This window comes from Stenotrophomonas sp. SbOxS2 (genome assembly GCF_013416715.1).
Lineage (GTDB): Bacteria > Pseudomonadota > Gammaproteobacteria > Xanthomonadales > Xanthomonadaceae > Stenotrophomonas > Stenotrophomonas lactitubi.
Map to the genome: position 1 here is coordinate 153363 of NZ_JAAVXD010000001.1, position 18238 is coordinate 171600.

16 protein-coding genes are annotated in these 18238 nt (G+C 66.7%); 10 read left to right on the top strand and 6 right to left on the bottom strand.

Going from position 1 to position 18238, the window contains the following annotated elements:
• Position 1 precedes the first annotated feature (1 nt).
• Positions 2-3103, top strand: coding sequence for an efflux RND transporter permease subunit (locus tag HFK18_RS00795; RefSeq protein WP_180163770.1), 3102 nt, complete (start codon positions 2-4; stop codon positions 3101-3103).
• Between the two features lie 275 nt (positions 3104-3378).
• Here HFK18_RS00795 and HFK18_RS00800 read toward each other — a convergent pair whose 3' ends face one another.
• Positions 3379-3783 carry a GFA family protein gene (locus HFK18_RS00800; RefSeq protein WP_180163771.1) on the bottom strand — a complete coding sequence of 135 codons (405 nt, stop codon included), beginning with the start codon at positions 3781-3783 and terminating at the stop codon, positions 3379-3381.
• Between the two features lie 164 nt (positions 3784-3947).
• On the opposite strand from HFK18_RS00800, the gene HFK18_RS00805 reads away from it, so the two are divergent.
• Together HFK18_RS00805 and HFK18_RS00810 are read left to right on the top strand one after the other, a co-directional pair.
• Entirely contained in the window at positions 3948-4925 is a 978-nt protein-coding gene (locus tag HFK18_RS00805) for a DUF4105 domain-containing protein (RefSeq protein ID WP_180164308.1), read from the top strand.
• The gene (locus HFK18_RS00810; protein WP_180163772.1) at positions 4922-6964 is read left to right on the top strand and encodes an alpha/beta hydrolase; all 2043 of its coding nucleotides are present in this window, start codon (positions 4922-4924) and stop codon (positions 6962-6964) included. The genes HFK18_RS00805 and HFK18_RS00810 overlap by 4 nt, the downstream gene beginning before the upstream one ends.
• Before the next feature lie 44 nt (positions 6965-7008).
• Here the strand turns inward: HFK18_RS00810 and HFK18_RS00815 are convergent, their stop codons facing one another.
• Positions 7009-8430: an MFS transporter gene (locus HFK18_RS00815; RefSeq protein ID WP_180163773.1), complete on the bottom strand. Its 1422-nt coding sequence runs from the start codon at positions 8428-8430 to the stop codon at positions 7009-7011.
• Between the two features lie 29 nt (positions 8431-8459).
• Here HFK18_RS00815 and soxR point away from each other — a divergent pair, with 29 nt between their 5' ends.
• A complete protein-coding gene (gene soxR, locus HFK18_RS00820; RefSeq protein ID WP_032951587.1) occupies positions 8460-8894 on the top strand; it encodes a redox-sensitive transcriptional activator SoxR in 435 nt (144 codons plus the stop codon).
• A 37-nt stretch (positions 8895-8931) separates the two neighbouring features.
• Here the strand turns inward: soxR and HFK18_RS00825 are convergent, their stop codons facing one another.
• A complete protein-coding gene (locus HFK18_RS00825; protein WP_180163774.1) occupies positions 8932-9534 on the bottom strand; it encodes a short chain dehydrogenase in 603 nt (200 codons plus the stop codon).
• Between the two features lie 98 nt (positions 9535-9632).
• Here HFK18_RS00825 and HFK18_RS00830 point away from each other — a divergent pair, with 98 nt between their 5' ends.
• Positions 9633-10508, top strand: a complete 876-nt coding sequence (locus tag HFK18_RS00830) for a LysR family transcriptional regulator (protein WP_180163775.1) — start codon at positions 9633-9635, stop codon at positions 10506-10508.
• Positions 10509-10563: 55 nt separating this feature from the next.
• Here the strand turns inward: HFK18_RS00830 and proC are convergent, their stop codons facing one another.
• A complete protein-coding gene (proC, locus tag HFK18_RS00835; protein WP_180163776.1) occupies positions 10564-11385 on the bottom strand; it encodes a pyrroline-5-carboxylate reductase in 822 nt (273 codons plus the stop codon).
• Positions 11386-11401: 16 nt separating this feature from the next.
• On the bottom strand, positions 11402-12079 hold the full coding sequence (locus HFK18_RS00840) for a YggS family pyridoxal phosphate-dependent enzyme (protein WP_180163777.1): 678 nt from the start codon (positions 12077-12079) through the stop codon (positions 11402-11404).
• Between the two features lie 87 nt (positions 12080-12166).
• On the opposite strand from HFK18_RS00840, the gene HFK18_RS00845 reads away from it, so the two are divergent.
• From HFK18_RS00845 to HFK18_RS00855, 3 genes are all read left to right on the top strand, one after another.
• The gene (locus HFK18_RS00845; RefSeq protein ID WP_004147099.1) at positions 12167-13204 is read left to right on the top strand and encodes a type IV pilus twitching motility protein PilT; all 1038 of its coding nucleotides are present in this window, start codon (positions 12167-12169) and stop codon (positions 13202-13204) included.
• Between the two features lie 79 nt (positions 13205-13283).
• A complete protein-coding gene (locus HFK18_RS00850) occupies positions 13284-14447 on the top strand; it encodes a PilT/PilU family type 4a pilus ATPase (RefSeq protein ID WP_099819249.1) in 1164 nt (387 codons plus the stop codon).
• 142 nt (positions 14448-14589) lie between these two features.
• Positions 14590-15573 (top strand): aldo/keto reductase, encoded by a 984-nt coding sequence (locus HFK18_RS00855; protein ID WP_099819251.1) that lies wholly within the window; start codon positions 14590-14592, stop codon positions 15571-15573.
• Between the two features lie 49 nt (positions 15574-15622).
• On the opposite strand, the gene HFK18_RS00860 is transcribed toward HFK18_RS00855, so the two are convergent.
• Entirely contained in the window at positions 15623-16522 is a 900-nt protein-coding gene (locus HFK18_RS00860; protein WP_180163778.1) for a LysR family transcriptional regulator, read from the bottom strand.
• A gap of 430 nt (positions 16523-16952) precedes the next feature.
• Here HFK18_RS00860 and HFK18_RS00865 point away from each other — a divergent pair, with 430 nt between their 5' ends.
• Both HFK18_RS00865 and HFK18_RS00870 read left to right on the top strand, forming a co-directional pair.
• The gene (locus HFK18_RS00865) at positions 16953-17165 is read left to right on the top strand and encodes a DUF4287 domain-containing protein (RefSeq protein WP_033830520.1); all 213 of its coding nucleotides are present in this window, start codon (positions 16953-16955) and stop codon (positions 17163-17165) included.
• Between the two features lie 329 nt (positions 17166-17494).
• Positions 17495-18202 carry a YitT family protein gene (locus HFK18_RS00870; RefSeq protein WP_099819252.1) on the top strand — a complete coding sequence of 236 codons (708 nt, stop codon included), beginning with the start codon at positions 17495-17497 and terminating at the stop codon, positions 18200-18202.
• Positions 18203-18238 lie beyond the last annotated feature (36 nt).

Genomic DNA, 18238 nt, shown 5'->3' on the forward strand with positions numbered 1-18238 from the left:
CATGCTGCCGCGCTTCTTCATCCACCGCCCCGTATTCGCCTGGGTACTGGCGATCTGCATCATGGCGTTCGGCACGATTGCGGTGACCCAGCTGCCGGTCGAACAGTATCCGGACATCGCACCGCCGCAGGTCAACATCACTGCCAACTACACCGGCGCGTCTGCGCAGACGGTGGAAGACAGCGTCACCCAGGTGATCGAACAGCAGATCAAGGGCATCGACCACCTGCTGTATTTCTCTTCCACCAGCTCGTCTTCGGGGCAGGCGCGGATCACGGTCACCTTCGACCAGAGCGCCAACCCCGACATCGCCCAGGTGCAGGTGCAGAACAGCGTCAACCAGGCCATCAACCGCCTGCCGCAGGAAGTGCAGCAGCAGGGCGTGACCGTGGCCAAGTCGCAGGGCGACTCGTTGATGGTGGTTTCGCTGTACGACACCAGCCGGCGCATGGAGCGGGTGGACGTTTCCGACTTCCTGGTCAGCAACGTGCAGGATCCGATCAGCCGCATTGCCGGCGTCGGCGAGATCAATGTGTTCGGTTCGGCCTATGCGATGCGGGTGTGGCTGGATCCGTACAAGCTGCGTGCATACGACCTGATGCCGTCTGATGTGCGCAGTGCGATCCAGGCGCAGAACACCCAGGTCACGGCCGGTGAACTGGGGGCGCTGCCGTCCAGTGCGACGCAGAGCCTCAATGCCACCGTCACCGCGCAGTCGCGCCTGCAGACCCCGGAACAGTTCCGCGCGATCATCCTGCGCACGCTGCCCAGTGGCGCGGCAGTGCACCTTGGCGATGTGGCGCGGGTCGAGATCGGCGCGGAGAATTACCAGACCAGCAGCTACCTCAACGGCTATCCGGCCGCAGGTTTCTCGGTGACCCTGGCCTCCGGCGCCAACGCGCTGGCCACCGCCGATGCAGTGCGCGCGGAGCTTGAGCGGTTGCGGCCTACGTTCCCGCCCGGGCTGCAGGTCGCCTATCCACGCGACAGCACGCCGTTCGTACGGGTCTCCATCGAAGGGGTCATCCACACCCTGATCGAGGCGATCGTGCTGGTGGTGGTGGTGATGTTCCTGTTCCTGCAGAACCTGCGCGCCACCCTGATTCCTGCGATCACGGTGCCGGTGGTGCTGCTGGGTACCTTCGGCGTCCTCGCGGTGGCCGGTTTCACCATCAACACCCTGACGCTGTTTGCGATGGTGCTGGCCATCGGCCTGCTGGTCGATGACGCGATCGTGGTGGTGGAGAACGTGGAACGCATCATCCACGAAGAGCATCTGCCGCCACGCGAGGCAACCGAGAAGTCGATGGGCGAGATCACCGGTGCGCTGATCGGCATCACCGTGGTGCTCGGTGCGGTATTCCTGCCGATGGCGCTGTTCGGTGGTTCCACCGGCATCATCTACCGGCAGTTCTCGATCACGATTGCATCGGCCATGGCGTTGTCGGCGCTGGTCGCGCTGACCTTGACACCGGCGCTGTGCGCGACCCTGCTCAAGCCCTCGTCGGCACAGAAACCAGCGGGACGCTTCTTTGCTGCGTTCAATCGCGGCGTCGAACGCAGCCAGTCGGCCTACCAGGGCAGGCTGGGCGGCGTGGTTGCCCGTCCACGCCGCTGGATGGCGTTCTACCTGCTGCTGGTGATCGCCATGATTGCCCTGTATGCGCGCATGCCGACCGGCTTCCTGCCGGTGGAGGACCAGGGCCAGGTGACGTTCCAGTTCTCCACGCCGGAAGGCACGCCGATGGCGCGCACCGAGGCGCTGGGCGAGCAGATCAGCCGCTACTTCATGGAACACGAAAAGCAGAACCTGGACGTGGTGTTCGTGGTGGTCGGTCGCAACAATGCGGGTACCGGCCAGAATGCGGGGCAGGGCTTCCTGGCGCTCAAGCCGTGGGACCAGCGCAACGGCGACAACACTGCGGCGGCGATCATCGCGCGCGCCAATGCCTATTTCCGCAAGCTGCCCGACGCCAAGGTGAATGTGCTCGCTCCGCCAGCCGTGCGTGGCCTGGGCCAGTCCAGTGGTTTCGAACTGTGGCTGCAGGACACCAGCGCTGCCGGACGCGTGGCCCTGCAGGCCGCACAGGAGCAGGTGGTGCGCGCAGCCGGCGAAGATGATGGGCTGACCTCGGTGCGCTTGAACGGATTGGGCGACAAGGCCGAGCTGCGGCTGGACATCGACCACGCCCAGGCCAGTGCGCTGGGTCTGGCCCAGGCCGACATCAATTCCACGCTGTCTGCCGCCTGGGGCGGCAGCTACATCAATGATTTCCTGGACCGCGGCCGGGTCAAGCGTGTCTACATGCAGGGCGACCAGCCCTACCGCAGCGTGCCCGAGGACATCGGTCAGTGGTATGTGCGCGGCGGCAACGGTCAGATGGCCTCGTTCGCCAGCTTCGCCAGCAGCCACTGGGCGCGTGGGCCGCAGCTGCAGCAACGTTTCAACGGCCTGCCTGCGATGCAGATCCAGGGCAGTGCGGCCGAAGGGCGCAGCTCGGGCGAAGCGATGCAGCGCATGCAGGCGCTGGTGGCCGATCAACCCGGATTCGATCTGCAATGGAGCGGGCTGTCCTACCAGGAACAACTGGCCAGCAACCAGACCCTGTACCTGTATGCCGCGTCGATCGCCTTCATCTTCCTGTGCCTGGCCGCGCTCTACGAGAGCTGGACGGTTCCGGTGGCGGTGGTGCTGGTGATCCCGCTGGGCGTGATCGGCACGGTGCTGGCGACCACGGCTGCGGGCTTTGTCAATGACATCTACTTCCAAGTGGGGTTGCTGACCACCATTGGACTATCGGCAAAGAACGCGATCCTGATCGTGGAGTTCGCCGAAGCGCGCTACCGCGCCGGCAGTTCGGCGGTGGAAGCGGCACTGCAGGGTGCGCGCCTGCGCCTGCGGCCGATCGTGATGACCTCACTGGCCTTCGTGGCAGGCGTCATTCCGCTGGCATTGGCCACCGGCGCCGGCGCGGTCAGCCGCCGTGAGATCGGCATGAGCGTGATCGGCGGCATGCTCTCGGGAACGGTGCTGGCGGTGGTGCTGGTGCCGCTGTTCTTCGTGCTGGTACGGCGGCTGGGCAGGGCGCGGCCGGTACACTGAAGGCAGGCCGCCAGCTGTCATCGGTATGCCGCAGCGCCATCACCCGGTCTTGGCCTGGGCATCGGTACGGTAGATCGTCCCCGCCCCCAACGGAGACCTGCCATGTGGTTGCTCGACCGACTCTGGCCCCCGCGCCCTGCGCTGCCTGCTGAGACGCTGCCGCCTGCGGCGGACGCGCCCTCGCGTCGAACGCCGTTGAAGCGCCCGTTGCGCGTCGGCCGGGCCAGCATGGCGCCGTGGCAGAAGATCGCGCCGCCGCCCCGGCGCAGCCGGCACTAACCGGTACGGTCGGCGGGGTGGTTCACCCCGTCATTGACCGGAATCGTTCCCAGCGCGAACGGATCGATGCCTTCCAGGCAGGCCACGTTGTAGCCGTACTGGTCCGGGTTGGAGCGGCGGCGGTGGTGCGTGTAGATGCCACAGACGCCGCAGAAATAGTGCTCGGCCACGTGGGTGTTGAACTGGTACAGGCGCAGATGAGCCTGGCCGCGCACGATCTGCAGCCCGTCCCGTGCCACGCTGGCGGCGATGGCGCCGCGGCGCCGGCACATCGAACAGTCGCAGCGGCGCGGGTCGACGATGCCCTCGGGCAGGTCCAGCAGCAGCTCGACCGTGCCGCAATGACAACTGGCCCGGTGCTGCGGCTGCACGGCTACGCCGGCCACGGTGGTGATGCCCATCTCTGCTCCCTGCGCGCCCTTGGTGGCTGCCAGTATGCCCCTGCCGGGCCAGCCTGAACCGGTTGTAGATGTCGCCGTGAGGCGGCTTGTGGCTAACTATGCCGCCCCGGGACCTCGACAGGACGCCAGTGAAAGCCGCAGGACGATGGATGACAGGATGTGTGATGGTGCTGCTGGCGCTGTGGGTGGCCGGTCTGTTGACCTACCAGATGCCCGGGCCGGGCTGGCTGGGCGGCGCTGTGGCGTTGCTGTGGTTGCTAGCCGCCGTCTGGGCGGCCTGGCAGGTGGCGCGCGGCCGTGGCACGCGCAGGCTGTGGGCGGCCTTTGCCGGCGCTCTGGCGCTTGCGGGGCTGTGGTGGCTGCTGCTGACCCCGCGCCAGGACCGCGACTGGGCCGATGACGTGGCGCAGCGCCTGCACGTGGAATCCTTCGATGGCCGCCACGTGGTGCTGGACAACGTGCGCGATTTCACCTGGCGTACCGAGACCGACTACGACGCGCGCTGGGTGCGCCGCAGCTACGACCTCGACCAGCTGCGTTCGGCCGATCTGGTGCTGTCGTACTGGATGGGCCCGGCAATCGCCCACACCCTGGTCTCGTTCGGATTCGAGGACGGGCGCCACCTGGTGTTCTCGCTGGAAATCCGCAAGGAGCGCGGTGAATCGTTCTCGGCGCTGGGCGGCTTCTTCCGCAAGTTCGAGATGACGCTGGTCGCCTCCGAAGAAACCGACATCATCCGCACCCGCACCAATGCCCGCGGCGAGGATGTCTACCTCTACCGCCTGCACGGCATGGACCGCAACCAGCTCAAGACCCTGTTCGCTGCCTACATCGACCAGGCACGGCAGCTCGATGCCGCGCCCGGTTTCTACAACACCCTGACCAGCAACTGCACTACGATCGTCTTCGATCTGGCGCGGCATATCGCCCCGCGCCTGCCGCTGGACTACCGGCTGCTGGCCTCGGGCTACCTGGCCGAGTACGCGCAGGAGGTGGGCGCGCTCACCCCCGGCGTGCCGTACGCCGAACTGCACGCCAAGGGCCGCATCACCGAGCGCGCGCTGAAGATGGCCCCCGACGATGATTTCTCCACCGTGATCCGCCAGGGCATCCCCGGCACCGAGCAGGACCCGCAGCAATGACCCCGATGATCCCGTTCCGCTGGCAGCGCGTGCTGCCGGCGCTGTTGGCTGCCTTCCTGCTGCTGGGTGGCAGCGGCTGCGCGATGGTCACCGTCAAGCAGGTGGCGTCCAGCGATTACCTGGTCAACAAGCGTGCCGACGTGCTCAACACCGGCAAGCTCAGCCCCGCCTCGCGCGAGACGCTGAGTGCGGCCGGGCTGGACGAATCGCAGTGCGAGAAGGACTTCCTGGTCTGCCGCAGCACGCTGTTGATGACCGATGACCTCAACGTCGAGCAGCGCTTGTCGACGCTGTCCGAGCTGTGGGTGAAGGCCGCTCTGGCACTGACGCCGAAGAAGCAGGCGGCCAACGAGCCGCCGATGAGCGATGCAGCGCTGGATGCGTGGCTGGAGGCGGCGCGCTATGGCTACGCCTATCTGTTCTACAGCGGACGCTCGCCCTCCGATCGTGCGTTCGAGGACCGGCAGACGCAGGTGCGCGATTACTACAACTACGCTGCCGAGAAGGCCGCCGTGGTGTTGTTCGCGCGCGCCCGCGCCGCCGCATTGGCCGGCGAGGACTACACCAAGCCGGTGTCGGCGGGCAGCTGGACGCTGGCGTCCGATTTCCAGCGGTTGTCGCTGAAGAGCATCCCCAAGCAGCTCGTGCCGGCCGGCACCGTCAGCTTCGTCGGCATGCGCAGTACCTATCGCCGCGATGGTTTCGGCGCCGAGCTGGTGATGGTGATGGACCCGCCGAAGCTGGTGGTGCCGGTGGTCGCCGCGGAAGGGCCGAAGGCCGAAACGGCACAGGCGCAGGCCACCAAGGACGAGCAGGAGGAGGGCGTCCGTCGCGGACGCCGCCACCAGCACGACGATTCGGTGCCCGAGTACAGCGAGATGTCCTCGATCAACGTCACGGCGTTGCTGCGTTTTGAAGGCAACACGCTGGAGGACGTGATGCGTACCCGCCAGGTGCTGCTGGATGGCTATTCGCCGGAGGCGACCGAGCGCATCACCCTGCATGGCGAAGAGGTGCCGCTGGCGGGCAACTTCACCGCCGCCTACGGCCTGTGGCTGGCGCAGAGCGGGTTCGCCACGCAGTCGCTGCGTACCCTGTTCGGCATGAGCGAGGGCATCGGCGAGCCGCACATCTACCTGATGCAGCCGTGGGATCCGAACCGCCGCATCATCTTCATGCTGCATGGCCTGGGCAGCAGCCCGGAAGCGTGGGTGAACCTGGCCAACGAGATCATGGGTGACCCCGAACTGCGCCAGCAGTTCCAGGTGTGGCAGGTGTACTACCCGACCAATGCGCCGATCGCGCTGAACCGCTATGAGATCGCCAACGCATTCAACGACACGTTGAAGCATTTCGACCCGAACGGCAGCACGCGTGCTTCCAAGGACATGGTCTACATCGGCCACAGCATGGGCGGCGTGCTGGCGCGGCTGCTGGTCAGCGACTCGGGCGACGTGCTGTGGAACGATCTGCTGGCCAACTATGACCTGAAGGGCGAACGCCTGAAGCGGGTGCAGTCCAAGCTCGGTCCGCTCCTGCACTTCAAGGCCGAACCGAACGTGGAGCGTGCGATCTTCATCGCGGCCCCGCACCAGGGCACGGACATCGCCGGCAACAAGGTCGGCCGCCTGATCGGCCGCCTTGTTCGCCTGCCGTTGACCATCCTCGGCAAGTTCGAGGATGTGTTTTTGGCCCTGGCGCAGGCCGAGCAGCAGGTGGATGGCACGGCCAAGCCGAAGATTCCCAACAGCATCGACAACCTCAAGGCCAGCGACCCGTTCGTGAAAGCCGCTGCACAGCTGCCGATCACGCCGGGCCTGAAGTACCACTCGATCATCGCCCAGCGCAAACCGGAACTGCCGGTGGAGAAGTCCGACGATGGGCTGGTGCCGTACTGGAGTTCGCACCTGCCCGGCGCGCTGTCGGAGAAGGTGATCATTTCCGGCCACAGCGTGCAGGAAACCCCGCAGGCGGTGCTGGAAGTACGCCGCATCCTGCACCAGGACATCGATGAAGTGGGCACGGTGGCGAAGCCCTGATCGCGGCGTCCGCCGGGCGTGCCCCGGCGGAACCCGCGGCGTGTCTACACCCGCCTGGCGATCACGGTGGCGAACGCGGCCAGGCCGAGGGTGATGGCCAGGCACAGGATGTAACCGGTATGCGGGGCGCTTTCCACGAACAACGCGAACAGCGCGCCGGATACCGCCAGTGCGGTGGTCACCGACAGCGCTTCGCTCAACTGCAGGGCCGAGGTGTTCGCGCCCTGTTCGTGCGGCGGTGACAGTGACAACGTCAGCACCGACAGGCTGGCGTAGATCATGCCCATGCCGAAGCCGGTCAGCGTCCAGCCGACCAGTGCGACCGGCAGTGGCACCGCAGTGAACAGCACCGCCAGCGTCGCGGCGATGCCCACGGTCATCAGCGGCGTGCCCACGCGCAGCAGTTGCTGGCGCGACCAGCCGCGCTGCTGGTGGCCCTGCAGCCACGAGCCGGTGAACCAGCCCAGTGCACCCAGGCTCAGCACGGCACCGGCCCAGCTGGGCGACAGCCCTCGCTCGCGCTGCAGGAGCAGGGGCAGGTAGGCCTCGCAGGCGAAGAACGCGGCAGCGGCCACACCGCGCAGCGCGATCACGCTGGGCAGGCCGCGGCGCAGGCGCAGGGTGCCGGCCGGCAACAGGCGATGCACGCAGAACAACAGCGCCAGCATTGCCACGCCGATGCACACCAGCGCCGGCAAGCCCTGTTGCTGCCCACCCAGGTACAGCAGCAGGGCAGCAAGGGACGCGCCGGTGGCCCAGCGCACGATGCTGCCGCGGCCATCATCGGCAACACCGGTCGCTGGAGCCTGCATGCGCGCCAGCGCCGGTCGCAGCAGCAGGCCGGCCGGTATCGCCAGCAGCGGCACCGCCAGGAACACCCAGCGCCAGCCCAGATGCTGCACGATCACCCCGCTCAGTGCCGGGCCGATCATCGAGGGCACCACCCAACCGGCGGAGAACGCGGCGAATACCTTCGGCCGCAGATGCTCGGGATAGGTGCGGCCTACCATCACATACAGCGAGACCGAGATGGCACCGGCGCCGAGGCCCTGCAGCAGACGGCCGGCCACCAGCATGCCCATGCGCATCGCGAAGCCGGCCAGCAGCAGGCCCAGCACGAAGCAGGCCAGGCCCCACCACAGCGGGCGTGCAGGCCCGTGGCGGTCGGCCCAGCGGCCGGCCAGGGTCATGCCGATCACGCTGGTGGCCAACGTGCCACCGAAGGCCAGCGCATACAGACGCAGGCCGTCCAGGGCCTCGGCCACGGTCGGCATAGCGGCGGCTACCGCCAGCGCCTCGAAGGCATGCAGGGAGACCAGGGCGACCATGCCCACGGTGGTGGCGCGATAGCGCGCGGACAGGATGGAGGAATCGGCCGGATCGGCCGTGGCAGCGGGGGAGGGCATCGGGTTCCTGCGGGTGGCGGACGGGCCGCGCTTGTCATCTGGCGGCGATGGTAGCAGCATGCCACCTCAACCAAAGTTGAGGTCAATCGATGCTGGCACAGGACATGAGCGTCGGCGATGTCGCCCGCCGCAGTGGCGTAGCGGTTTCTGCGCTGCATTTCTACGAGCGCAAGGGGTTGATCAGCAGCCTGCGCACGTCGGGCAACCAGCGCCGCTACGCCCGCGATGTGCTGCGGCGGCTGGCGGTGATCCGCGTGGCGCAACGCGTGGGCATGCCGCTGGAGGCGGTGGCGCGTGCGTTCGAGAGCCTGCCGCAGGGGCGGGCGCCGACCAAGGCCGACTGGGCCAAGCTGTCGGCACGCTGGCAGGTGGAGCTCGAAGAACGCATCCACATGCTGCAGTTGCTGCGCGACGAGCTGACCGGTTGCATCGGCTGCGGCTGCCTGTCACTGAAGCGTTGCCGCCTGGCCAACCCGGATGACGTGCTCGGCGAGCGCGGCGACGGCCCGATGCGCTGGGGCTGACCGTGCTGGTGGGTGCCGCCCCTGGTCGGCACGCTCGTTACCAGACGGTGATGGTTTCGCCGCTCTGGATGCCTTCCACCGCGCGCTGGAAGGCCAGCGCCGCGCGCTGTGCGGTGACTGCTTCAAAGCCAGGGAAGTACGGAGCGTAGGCCTCCATCGATTCCACCAGCACGTTCGGGCTGACCACGTTGATGCGCAGCCCGCGCGGCAGCAGTTCCAGCGCCGCCGCGCGCACGAAGCCTTCCAGTGCATGGTTGACGGCGGTGGCATTGGCACCATCGCGGATCGGCTGCGCGCTGACGATGCCACTGGTCAGGGTGATCGAGCCGCCCGCGTTGAGATGGTGCTGCGCCGCCAGTGCAAGGCGCACCTGGCCGAGCAGCTTGTCCTGCAGGCCGATGTTGAACTGTTCGGGGGTCATCTGCTGCAGGGGGCCGAAATGCAGCTTGCCGGTGGTGGAGATCACTGCATCGACCGGGCCGGTCTGCGCGAACAGCTCGCGCACGCTGGCGTCGTCGGTGAGGTCCACGCGCAGGCTGCCGCTGCGGCGGCCGGCTGCGAGGATCTCGTGCTGCTGGCCCAGGTGGCGGGCAACGGCCTGGCCGAGGGTGCCGCTGGCACCGACGAGAAGAATCTTCATGACAGCTCCTTGCGAGAGGGGATGGACGCAGTCTGCGCCGTCGCCGGCTGGTTTGGTAAGTGGCGTATGATTCGCATATTCCTAACCATGGGTTTGCAATGGATACCTTGCGCTGCATGCAGGCCTTCGTCGCCGTGGCCGAGCACGGCAGTTTTTCCGCCGCCGCCAGCCAGCTGCAGGTCTCGGCGGTGATGGTCGGCAAGTACATCCAGCAGCTGGAAGCGCATCTGGGCACCGCGCTGCTGCAGCGGAACACCCGGCGCCAACGCCTGACCGAAGCCGGCAATGCCTATCTGGCCGGTTGCCGGCAGGTGCTGGAACAGGTGCAGCAGGCCGAGGCCGACGTGGCCGGGCTGCAGGTGCAGCCACGCGGGCTGTTGCGGGTCAGTGCGCCGACCACCTGGGGCAGCTGTGTACTCGCACCGCTGCTGGCCGAGCTGCTGCGGGCACAGCCGCTGCTGAACCTCGAACTGGACCTGAGCAATCGCCGCATCGATCTGATCGAGGATGGCTTCGATGCAGCGATACGCGTCGGTCCGCTGCCGTCGCAGGAACTGGTGGCGCGGCCGCTGCCGCCGTATGCGATGAGCCTGTGCGCATCACCGTCGTACCTGCGCCGCCGCGGTACGCCGCGCACGCCTGCCGATCTTGAAGGACATGATTGCCTGAGCCACCTGGCCTGGCGCGGTGGTCACGGTTGGCAGTTGGCCAACGGCGAACAGGTGGACTGGGAAGCACGGTTGACCAGCAATGACGGTTACGCGCTGCGCGAAGCAGCCGTGGCGGGTGCGGGCCTGGTGCTGCAGCCGACGGCGCTGCTTGCTGGTGAAATCGCGGCAGGACGATTGAAGCCCCTGCTGCGTGACCATCTGCCCGAGCCACGGCCGATGCACCTGATCTACCTCCCCGACCGTCGCCCACGACCGCGTCTACAGTGTTTCGTCGATTTCGTCATGGCCAAGTTGGGCACGTAGATCCACGCCGCGCGTGGATGGCGGCGGGTGCCGACCGTTGGTCGGCATACCTGTTTCAATCATTCGCTGCAGAGAGCTCCCGCCCACGCACCTGCGCTGCACGTAGTGCTTTTCCCACCAACGCTTCAAACCCACCGGTCTGGAAGCTCTCGATCGCCGCCTGCGTGGTGCCGTTGGGTGAGGTCACCCGGCGACGCAGTTCGGCCGGGCTTTCACCGGCTTCGTCCAGCATGCGCGAAGCGCCCAGCAGCGTCTGCACCACCAGCGTGCGCGCCGCCTCTGCAGGCAGGCCCTGTGCGATCCCCGCCGCTTCCATCGCTTCGGCCAGCAGGAACACATAGGCTGGGCCACTGCCGGATACGGCGGTGACCGAATCCATCTGCGCTTCGTCGTCGATCCACACCGTGCGTCCAGCGCTGGCCAACACACGTTCGGCCTGCGCATGCTGCTGCGCATCCACCGAGGGCGTTGCATACAGACCGGTAACCCCGGCACCGAGCAGCGCCGGGGTGTTGGGCATCGCGCGCACCACCGGCAGCGAGCCACCCAACCAGCGCTGCAGCTGCGGGCTGGTGATGCCGGCGGCGATCGAGATCACCAAGGGCTTGCTCGCCTGCGCCAGCACCTGCAGTGACTGGCAGACATCGCGCAGCACCTGCGGCTTCACCGCCAGCAGCCACGTATCGCCTTGTGCTGCGGCGTCGGCCGCGTTGTCATGGGTCTGCACGCCGAAATCGGCAGCCAGTGCTTCCCGCAGTCCGGCCACCGGTTCGGCCACGTGGATATGCGTGGCCGGCACGCCCTGCCGGATCAGGCCGGCGATCAGGCTGCGTGCCATGTTGCCGCCGCCGATGAAGGTGATGGAATCAGCTGCCATGAGAATCTCCTTGGAATCAGGCCGGGCGCGGACGCGCGCCGAACAGGGCGGTGCCGATGCGCACCAGGGTGGCACCTTCGGCAATGGCTTCAGCGTAGTCGCTGCTCATGCCCATCGACAGGGTGTCCACCTGCGGATGACGGGCGGCCAGCGCCTCGAAAAGTGTGCGCATGCGCACGAACGCATCGCGCCGGCGCTCGGCCTCGGGCCATGGCGCAGGAATCGCCATCAGGCCGCGCAACCGCAGCTTGGGTTCGGCGGCGATGGCCGCGGCCAACGCCTCCACGTCCTCCGGCACGCAGCCGTGCTTGCTCGATTCGTCATCGATGTTGACCTGGATGAGCACGTTCAGCGGGCCACGTTCAGCAGGGCGGTAGCGGGCCAGGGCGGTGACCAGCTTGGGCCGGTCCACGCTCTGCACCCAGTCGAAGTGCGTGGCCACCGGTTCGGCCTTGTTCGACTGCAGGTGGCCGATCAGATGCCATTCCAGGCCCAGCTGCTGCAGTTCCTGCATCTTGGCCAGCGCCTCCTGCACGTAGTTCTCGCCGAAGGCGCTCTGGCCCTGCGCGGCAAGGGCCGCGACAGCCTCGGCCGGCTGGGTCTTGGACACCGCCAGCAGGCGCGGCGGTGGCCGCCCGGCGGCATCGGCGGCGTTGTGCAGGTTGCTCAGGATCTGGGGCAGGGGAGTGGCCACGTAACGCGTTCCGTTCAATCAGGAGGCTATACTGCCGCCCGGGGAAAGATCCTTCCAGTCGAAGCCGTTATTGGGGAGTAGCCGCTCATGGATATCGCCGAGCTGTTGGCGTTTTCCGTAAAGAACAAAGCGTCCGACCTGCATCTGTCCGCAGGCCTGCCGCCGATGATCCGTGTGGACGGCGACGTTCGCCGGATCAACATTCCAGCCCTGGACCACAAGCAGGTCCACGCGCTGGTGTACGACATCATGTCCGACAAGCAGCGCCGCGATTACGAGGAATTCCTCGAAGTCGACTTCTCCTTCGAGATCCCGTCGCTGGCGCGCTTCCGTGTCAATGCGTTCAACCAGAACCGCGGCGCCGGTGCGGTGTTCCGTACCATTCCGTCCGAAGTGCTGACCCTGGAAGACCTGGCCTGCCCGCCGCTGTTCCGCGAGGTGATCCAGCAGCCGCAGGGCCTGATCCTGGTGACCGGCCCGACCGGTTCGGGCAAGTCGACCACGCTGGCGGCGATGATCGACTACATCAACAAGAACGAATACGGCCACATCCTCACTGTCGAGGATCCGATCGAATTCGTGCACACCTCGCAGAAGTGCCTGATCAACCAGCGCGAAGTGCATCGCGATACGCATGGTTTCAACGAGGCGCTGCGCTCGGCGCTGCGTGAGGACCCGGACATCATCCTGGTCGGCGAACTGCGTGACCTGGAAACCATCCGCCTGGCGCTGACCGCTGCGGAAACCGGCCACCTGGTGTTCGGCACCCTGCACACCAGTTCGGCGGCCAAGACCATCGACCGCATCATCGACGTGTTCCCGGCCGGCGAAAAGCCGATGGTGCGCTCGATGCTGTCCGAATCGCTGCGCGCGGTCATTTCGCAGGCGCTGCTGAAGAAGGTCGGTGGCGGTCGTACTGCTGCGTGGGAAATCATGGTCGGCACCCCGGCTATCCGCAACCTGATCCGCGAAGACAAGGTGGCGCAGATGTATTCGGCCATCCAGACCGGCCAGCAGTACGGCATGATGACCCTGGACCAGCACCTGCAGGACCTGGTCAAGCGCAGCCTGATCACCCGCAACCAGGCCCGCGAATACGCCAAGGACAAGCGTCTGTTCGAGTAAGGCGAGGCAATGGTGGGGCAGGGCGCAGCACTACGCCATCGGCCCCGCGCTGTTTCCTCCACCGACCGATTCCTGGTACATGCCCCATTGGGAGCCCGCCGTGAACACCACCGCGACCACCATCGATTTCACTTCGTTTCTCAAGCTGATGGCGCACCAGCGCGCCTCGGACCTGTTCATCACCGCTGGCATGCCGCCGGCGATCAAGGTCAACGGCAAGATCTCGCCGATCACCCAGACTCCGCTGACGCCGCAGCAGAGCCGCGACCTGGTGCTGAACGTGATGACGCCGGCGCAGCGCGAGGAATTCGAAAAGACCCACGAATGCAACTTCGCCATCGGCCTGTCCGGTGTCGGCCGCTTCCGTGTGAGCTGCTTCTACCAGCGCAACCAGGTCGGCATGGTGCTGCGTCGCATCGAGACGCGCATCCCGACCGTGGAAGAGCTGAGCCTGCCGCCGATCATCAAGACGCTGGCGATGACCAAGCGCGGCATCATCCTGTTCGTCGGCGCTACCGGTACCGGTAAATCCACGTCGCTGGCCGCGATGATCGGCTACCGCAACCAGAATTCGACCGGGCACATCATCACCATCGAAGACCCGATCGAATTCGTGCACAAGCACGAGGGCTGCATCATCACCCAGCGCGAAGTCGGCATCGATACCGACAGCTGGGAAGCCGCGCTGAAGAACACCCTGCGCCAGGCCCCGGACGTGATCATGATCGGCGAGGTGCGTACCCGCGAGGGCATGGACCACGCCATCGCCTTCGCTGAAACCGGTCACCTGGTGCTGTGCACCCTGCACGCCAACAATGCCAACCAGGCGATGGACCGCATCGTCAACTTCTTCCCGGAAGATCGCCGCAACCAGCTGCTGATGGATCTGTCGCTGAACCTCAAGGGCGTGGTCGCGCAGCAGTTGATTCCTTCGCCGGATGGCCGCTCGCGCAAGGTCGCGATGGAGATCCTGCTGGGCACGCCGCTGGTGCAGGACTACATCCGCGACGGCGAGATCCACAAGCTGAAGGAGCTGATGAAGGATTCGGTCCAGTTGGGCATGAAGACCTTCGACCAGAGCCTGTTCGAGCTGTACCAGGCCGGTGAGATCAGCTACGAGGACGCACTGCGCTACGCCGATTCGCAGAACGAAGTGCGCCTGCGCATCAAGCTCAGCCAGGGCGGCGATGCCCGCACCCTGTCGCAGGGGCTGGATGGCGTGGAGATTTCCGAGGTCCGGTAACGGCGGCGCCGGCCACCGGCGCCAGTGCGATGGGTGGCCGGACGGCATTCATGAAATCCAGTCATGACCGACTGCCATCCAGGTCGTTCAATCCGCCGGCCCTGCAGGCGTATCGTCATCGCTCCCCTACTGGAGCACGACGATGCAGACACGTGAACTCGGCCGCAGCGGCCTGAAAGTCTCCGCCCTGGGCCTGGGCTGTATGGGCCTGAGCCACGGCTACGGTCCCGCCGTCGAGCAGAGCCAGGGCATCGCCCTGCTGCATGCGGCGGTCGAACGCGGCGTGACCTTCTTCGACACCGCCGAAGTCTATGGGCCGTATACCAACGAAGATCTGCTCGGCAAAGCGCTGGCACCGCACCGCGACAAGCTGGTGATCGCCACCAAGTTCGGCTTCAAGGACGCACAGGTCGACACCGGCCTGGACAGTCGCCCGGAGAACATCCGCGCGGTGGCCGAAGCCAGCCTCAAGCGTCTGCGCACGGACCATATCGACCTGTTTTACCAGCACCGTGTGGATCCGAACGTGCCGATCGAGGACGTCGCCGGTACCGTGCGTGACCTGATCGCCGAGGGCAAGGTGCGCCACTTCGGCTTGTCCGAAGCCAGTGCGGCCACGGTGCGTCGCGCCCATGCCGTGCAGCCGGTGGCTGCTGTGCAGAGCGAGTACTCGCTGTGGTGGCGTGAGCCGGAACGCGAACTGCTGCCGGCGCTGCAGGAACTGGGCATCGGCTTCGTCCCGTTCAGTCCGCTGGGTCGCGGCTTCCTGACCGGCGCGATCAACGCCGACACCACCTTCGCCGACAACGATTTCCGCAATACCGTGCCACGTTTCGAAGTGGAAGCACGTCGGGCCAATCAAGCGCTGGTTGATCGCATCACCACGATCGCGGCGGCGCGCGGCGCCACCCCGGCACAGGTCGCGCTGGCCTGGCTGCTGGCGCAGGCGCCCTGGATCGTGCCGATTCCGGGTACGACCAAGGTCCATCGCCTGGAAGAGAATCTGGCCGCCGCCGACCTGCAGTTGTCGCCGGCCGAGCTGGAGCGTATCGCGCAGACGCTGCAGGAGATCGCCATCGTCGGCGAGCGCTACAACGCACAGCGTGCGGCACAGGCCAAGGGCTGATCGCAGTGGGTACGTTCTGTGGTGGGTGCGGACCGTTGGTCCGCACCCCTCAATCCATCATCGGCCCGCGCAGCGCATCAAGCACGGTGCGCATCGCCACGGTGACATGCCGGCGCGACGGGTAGTACGCGTAGTAGCCGTCGAAGTGCGGGCACCAGTCATCCAGTGTTGATTGCAGCTGGCCCTCCTGCAGGGCCGCCTGCACCTGGTCCTCGGGCAGCCAGGCCAGGCCACTGCCAGCCAGCGCTGCTGCCCGCGTCATGCCCATGGTGTTGAAGGTCCACTGGCCAGAGACGCGGATGCTCAGCTCGTTGCCGTCCTGGCCGAAATCCCACGGCATCAGGCCGCCATGGGTGGGCAGGCGCAGGGTGATGCAGTTGTGCCCGGCCAGATCGTGCGGATGCACCGGTGCCACCTGCTGGCGGAAGTACGACGGCGCGCCCACCACGCGCATGCGCAGCGGCGGGCTGATCGGCAGCGCCACCATGTCGCGTGCCAGGCGCTCACCGAGACGGATGCCGATGTCGTAGCGCTCGGCAACGATGTCGGCCAGGCCGTAATCGGTGGTCAGCTCGACCTTCAGGTCCGGGTACTGCTGCAGCAGCGGCGCCAGCCTTGGCCAGGCCAGGTATTCGGCGGCGTGGCCGGTGGCATTGATGCGGATGGTACCTGCGGGCCGCTCGCGATATTCGGCCAGCGCGGCCAGTTCGTCTTCGATCTCGGCCAGGCGCGGGGCCAGGGTTTCCAGCAGGCGAGCACCCGCCTCGGTGGTGGCGACGCTGCGGGTGGTGCGGGTCAGCAGGCGCACGCCCAGCCGTTCTTCCAGCCCGCGCATGGCATGGCTGAGGGCGGACTGGGAGACGCCCAGCTGGGCGGCGGCCTTGGTGAAGCTGCCTTCGCGGGCAACGTGGACGAAGGCTTGCAGGTCGTTGAGGTTTTCACGCGGCATGAGGGGATGATACGGCCGGGCTGCGCCCGGCGCCCGCGGTAGTGCCGGCCGCTGGCCGGCAACCTCAACAGCAGCAGCCGAAGCAAGAGCAAAAGCCGAAGTCGAAGCAACAGCAACATCGGTTTCCCGGGTTTGGCGGGGTGGGTCCGGTTGCGGGGGACGCCGTGAATACGTCCCTGTAGGCTTGGCCGCGGCATCCATGCCGCGGACACCCCCGCAACCGGACCCACCCCGCCTTCGACAGTTTCCCGCGATCTTTTGGAATGGCATGGCCTGCTCTTAGTGGGTGTCGACCTTGGTCGACACGTAGATCCACGCCATGCGTGGATAGGTGCCGGGCTGTACCGGTGCTGGTTTGTAAATCCGCCATGTCGATTTGTGGTTCCGTGGTTCGTCGAATGGGTACTTTCCAAACAACAGGGAGCAGCACATGAGCACCGACAGCAAACCCAAGGGCCCGGCGTCCTACTTTCCGTCCATCGAGAAGACCTACGGGCAGCCGGTGGCGCATTGGCTGGGGCTGCTGGCCAAACGGCCGGGGCTGAAGCACATGGAGCTGGTCAGCTTCCTGAAATCCGAGCATGGGCTGGGCCATGGCCACGCAAACGCCCTGGTCGCACACCACCTCGCCACCCAGCGCTGAACCCACCGCTCCACCGAGCGCAGCGACCCGCTTTTGCTCTTCTTTTCTCTTTACGTGGCTGGACGCGCACGGAACCTGTCCAAGGCCGGGCAGGTGGGCTGTGCAGGGGCGTGAGCCGCATGGATGCGGCGACCGAGCTTACATGGACGTACTTGCAGCGCCCCCTGCACAGCCCACCCGCCCGGCCCACTGCCAGATTTGGAGGCAGTATGCCGCCCAGCCGCGAGGGGCTGCGCCGTTCGCCGGAACTCCCAACTGAACGATTTCATCTGCAACTGTCATGCAGATCGTGTCTAATACCGCTCCCCACCCGTAGTGCCCCCACCTGTATGTCCCTCCAATCCCATGGCCCGGCGCCGTGCGACGACGCTGACGGCCACCTGGTCACCGCTGGCCCGCTGACCCCGCCGCCCGATGTTGCCGGCACCCCCGCCGATGAGAAGGCACTGCGCCACTCGGTCGCCGAGGACGTGCAGGGCATGGTGCTGGCGATGCTGGTGGCCTCGCTGGGCCTGGCTATCTTCGCCAAGGGCGGGCTGATGATCGGCGGCATGGCCGGCATGGCCTTCCTGCTGCACTACGCCATGGGCTGGAACTTCGGCCTGGTGTTCGTGCTGGTCAACCTGCCGTTCTACTGGGTGGCCGTGCGCCGCATGGGCTGGGAATTCACCCTGAAGACGTTCGCGGCGGTCACCGCCTGCGGCCTGCTGACCGACATCCTGCCGCGCTGGGCCGACTTCTCGCATATCGCGCCGTTGTACTCGGCGCTGGTCGGTGGCGCGTTGTCCGGCCTGGGCATCCTGTTCTTCATCCGCCACCGCGCCAGCCTTGGCGGCATCGGCATCCTGGCGGTGTACCTGCAGCGCACCCGTGGCTGGAGCGCCGGCAAGGTGCAGATGTCCTTCGATGCGTGCCTGATGGTGGCTGCGTTCTTCGTGCTGTCGCCGTCGAAGGTGATGTACTCGGCCATCGGCGCGGTGGTGCTCAGCCTGGTGCTGATGTTCAACCACCGCCCGGGCCGGTACATGGGCGTCTGACGGCTCACGGGTAGTGCCGGCCGCTGGCCGGCAACG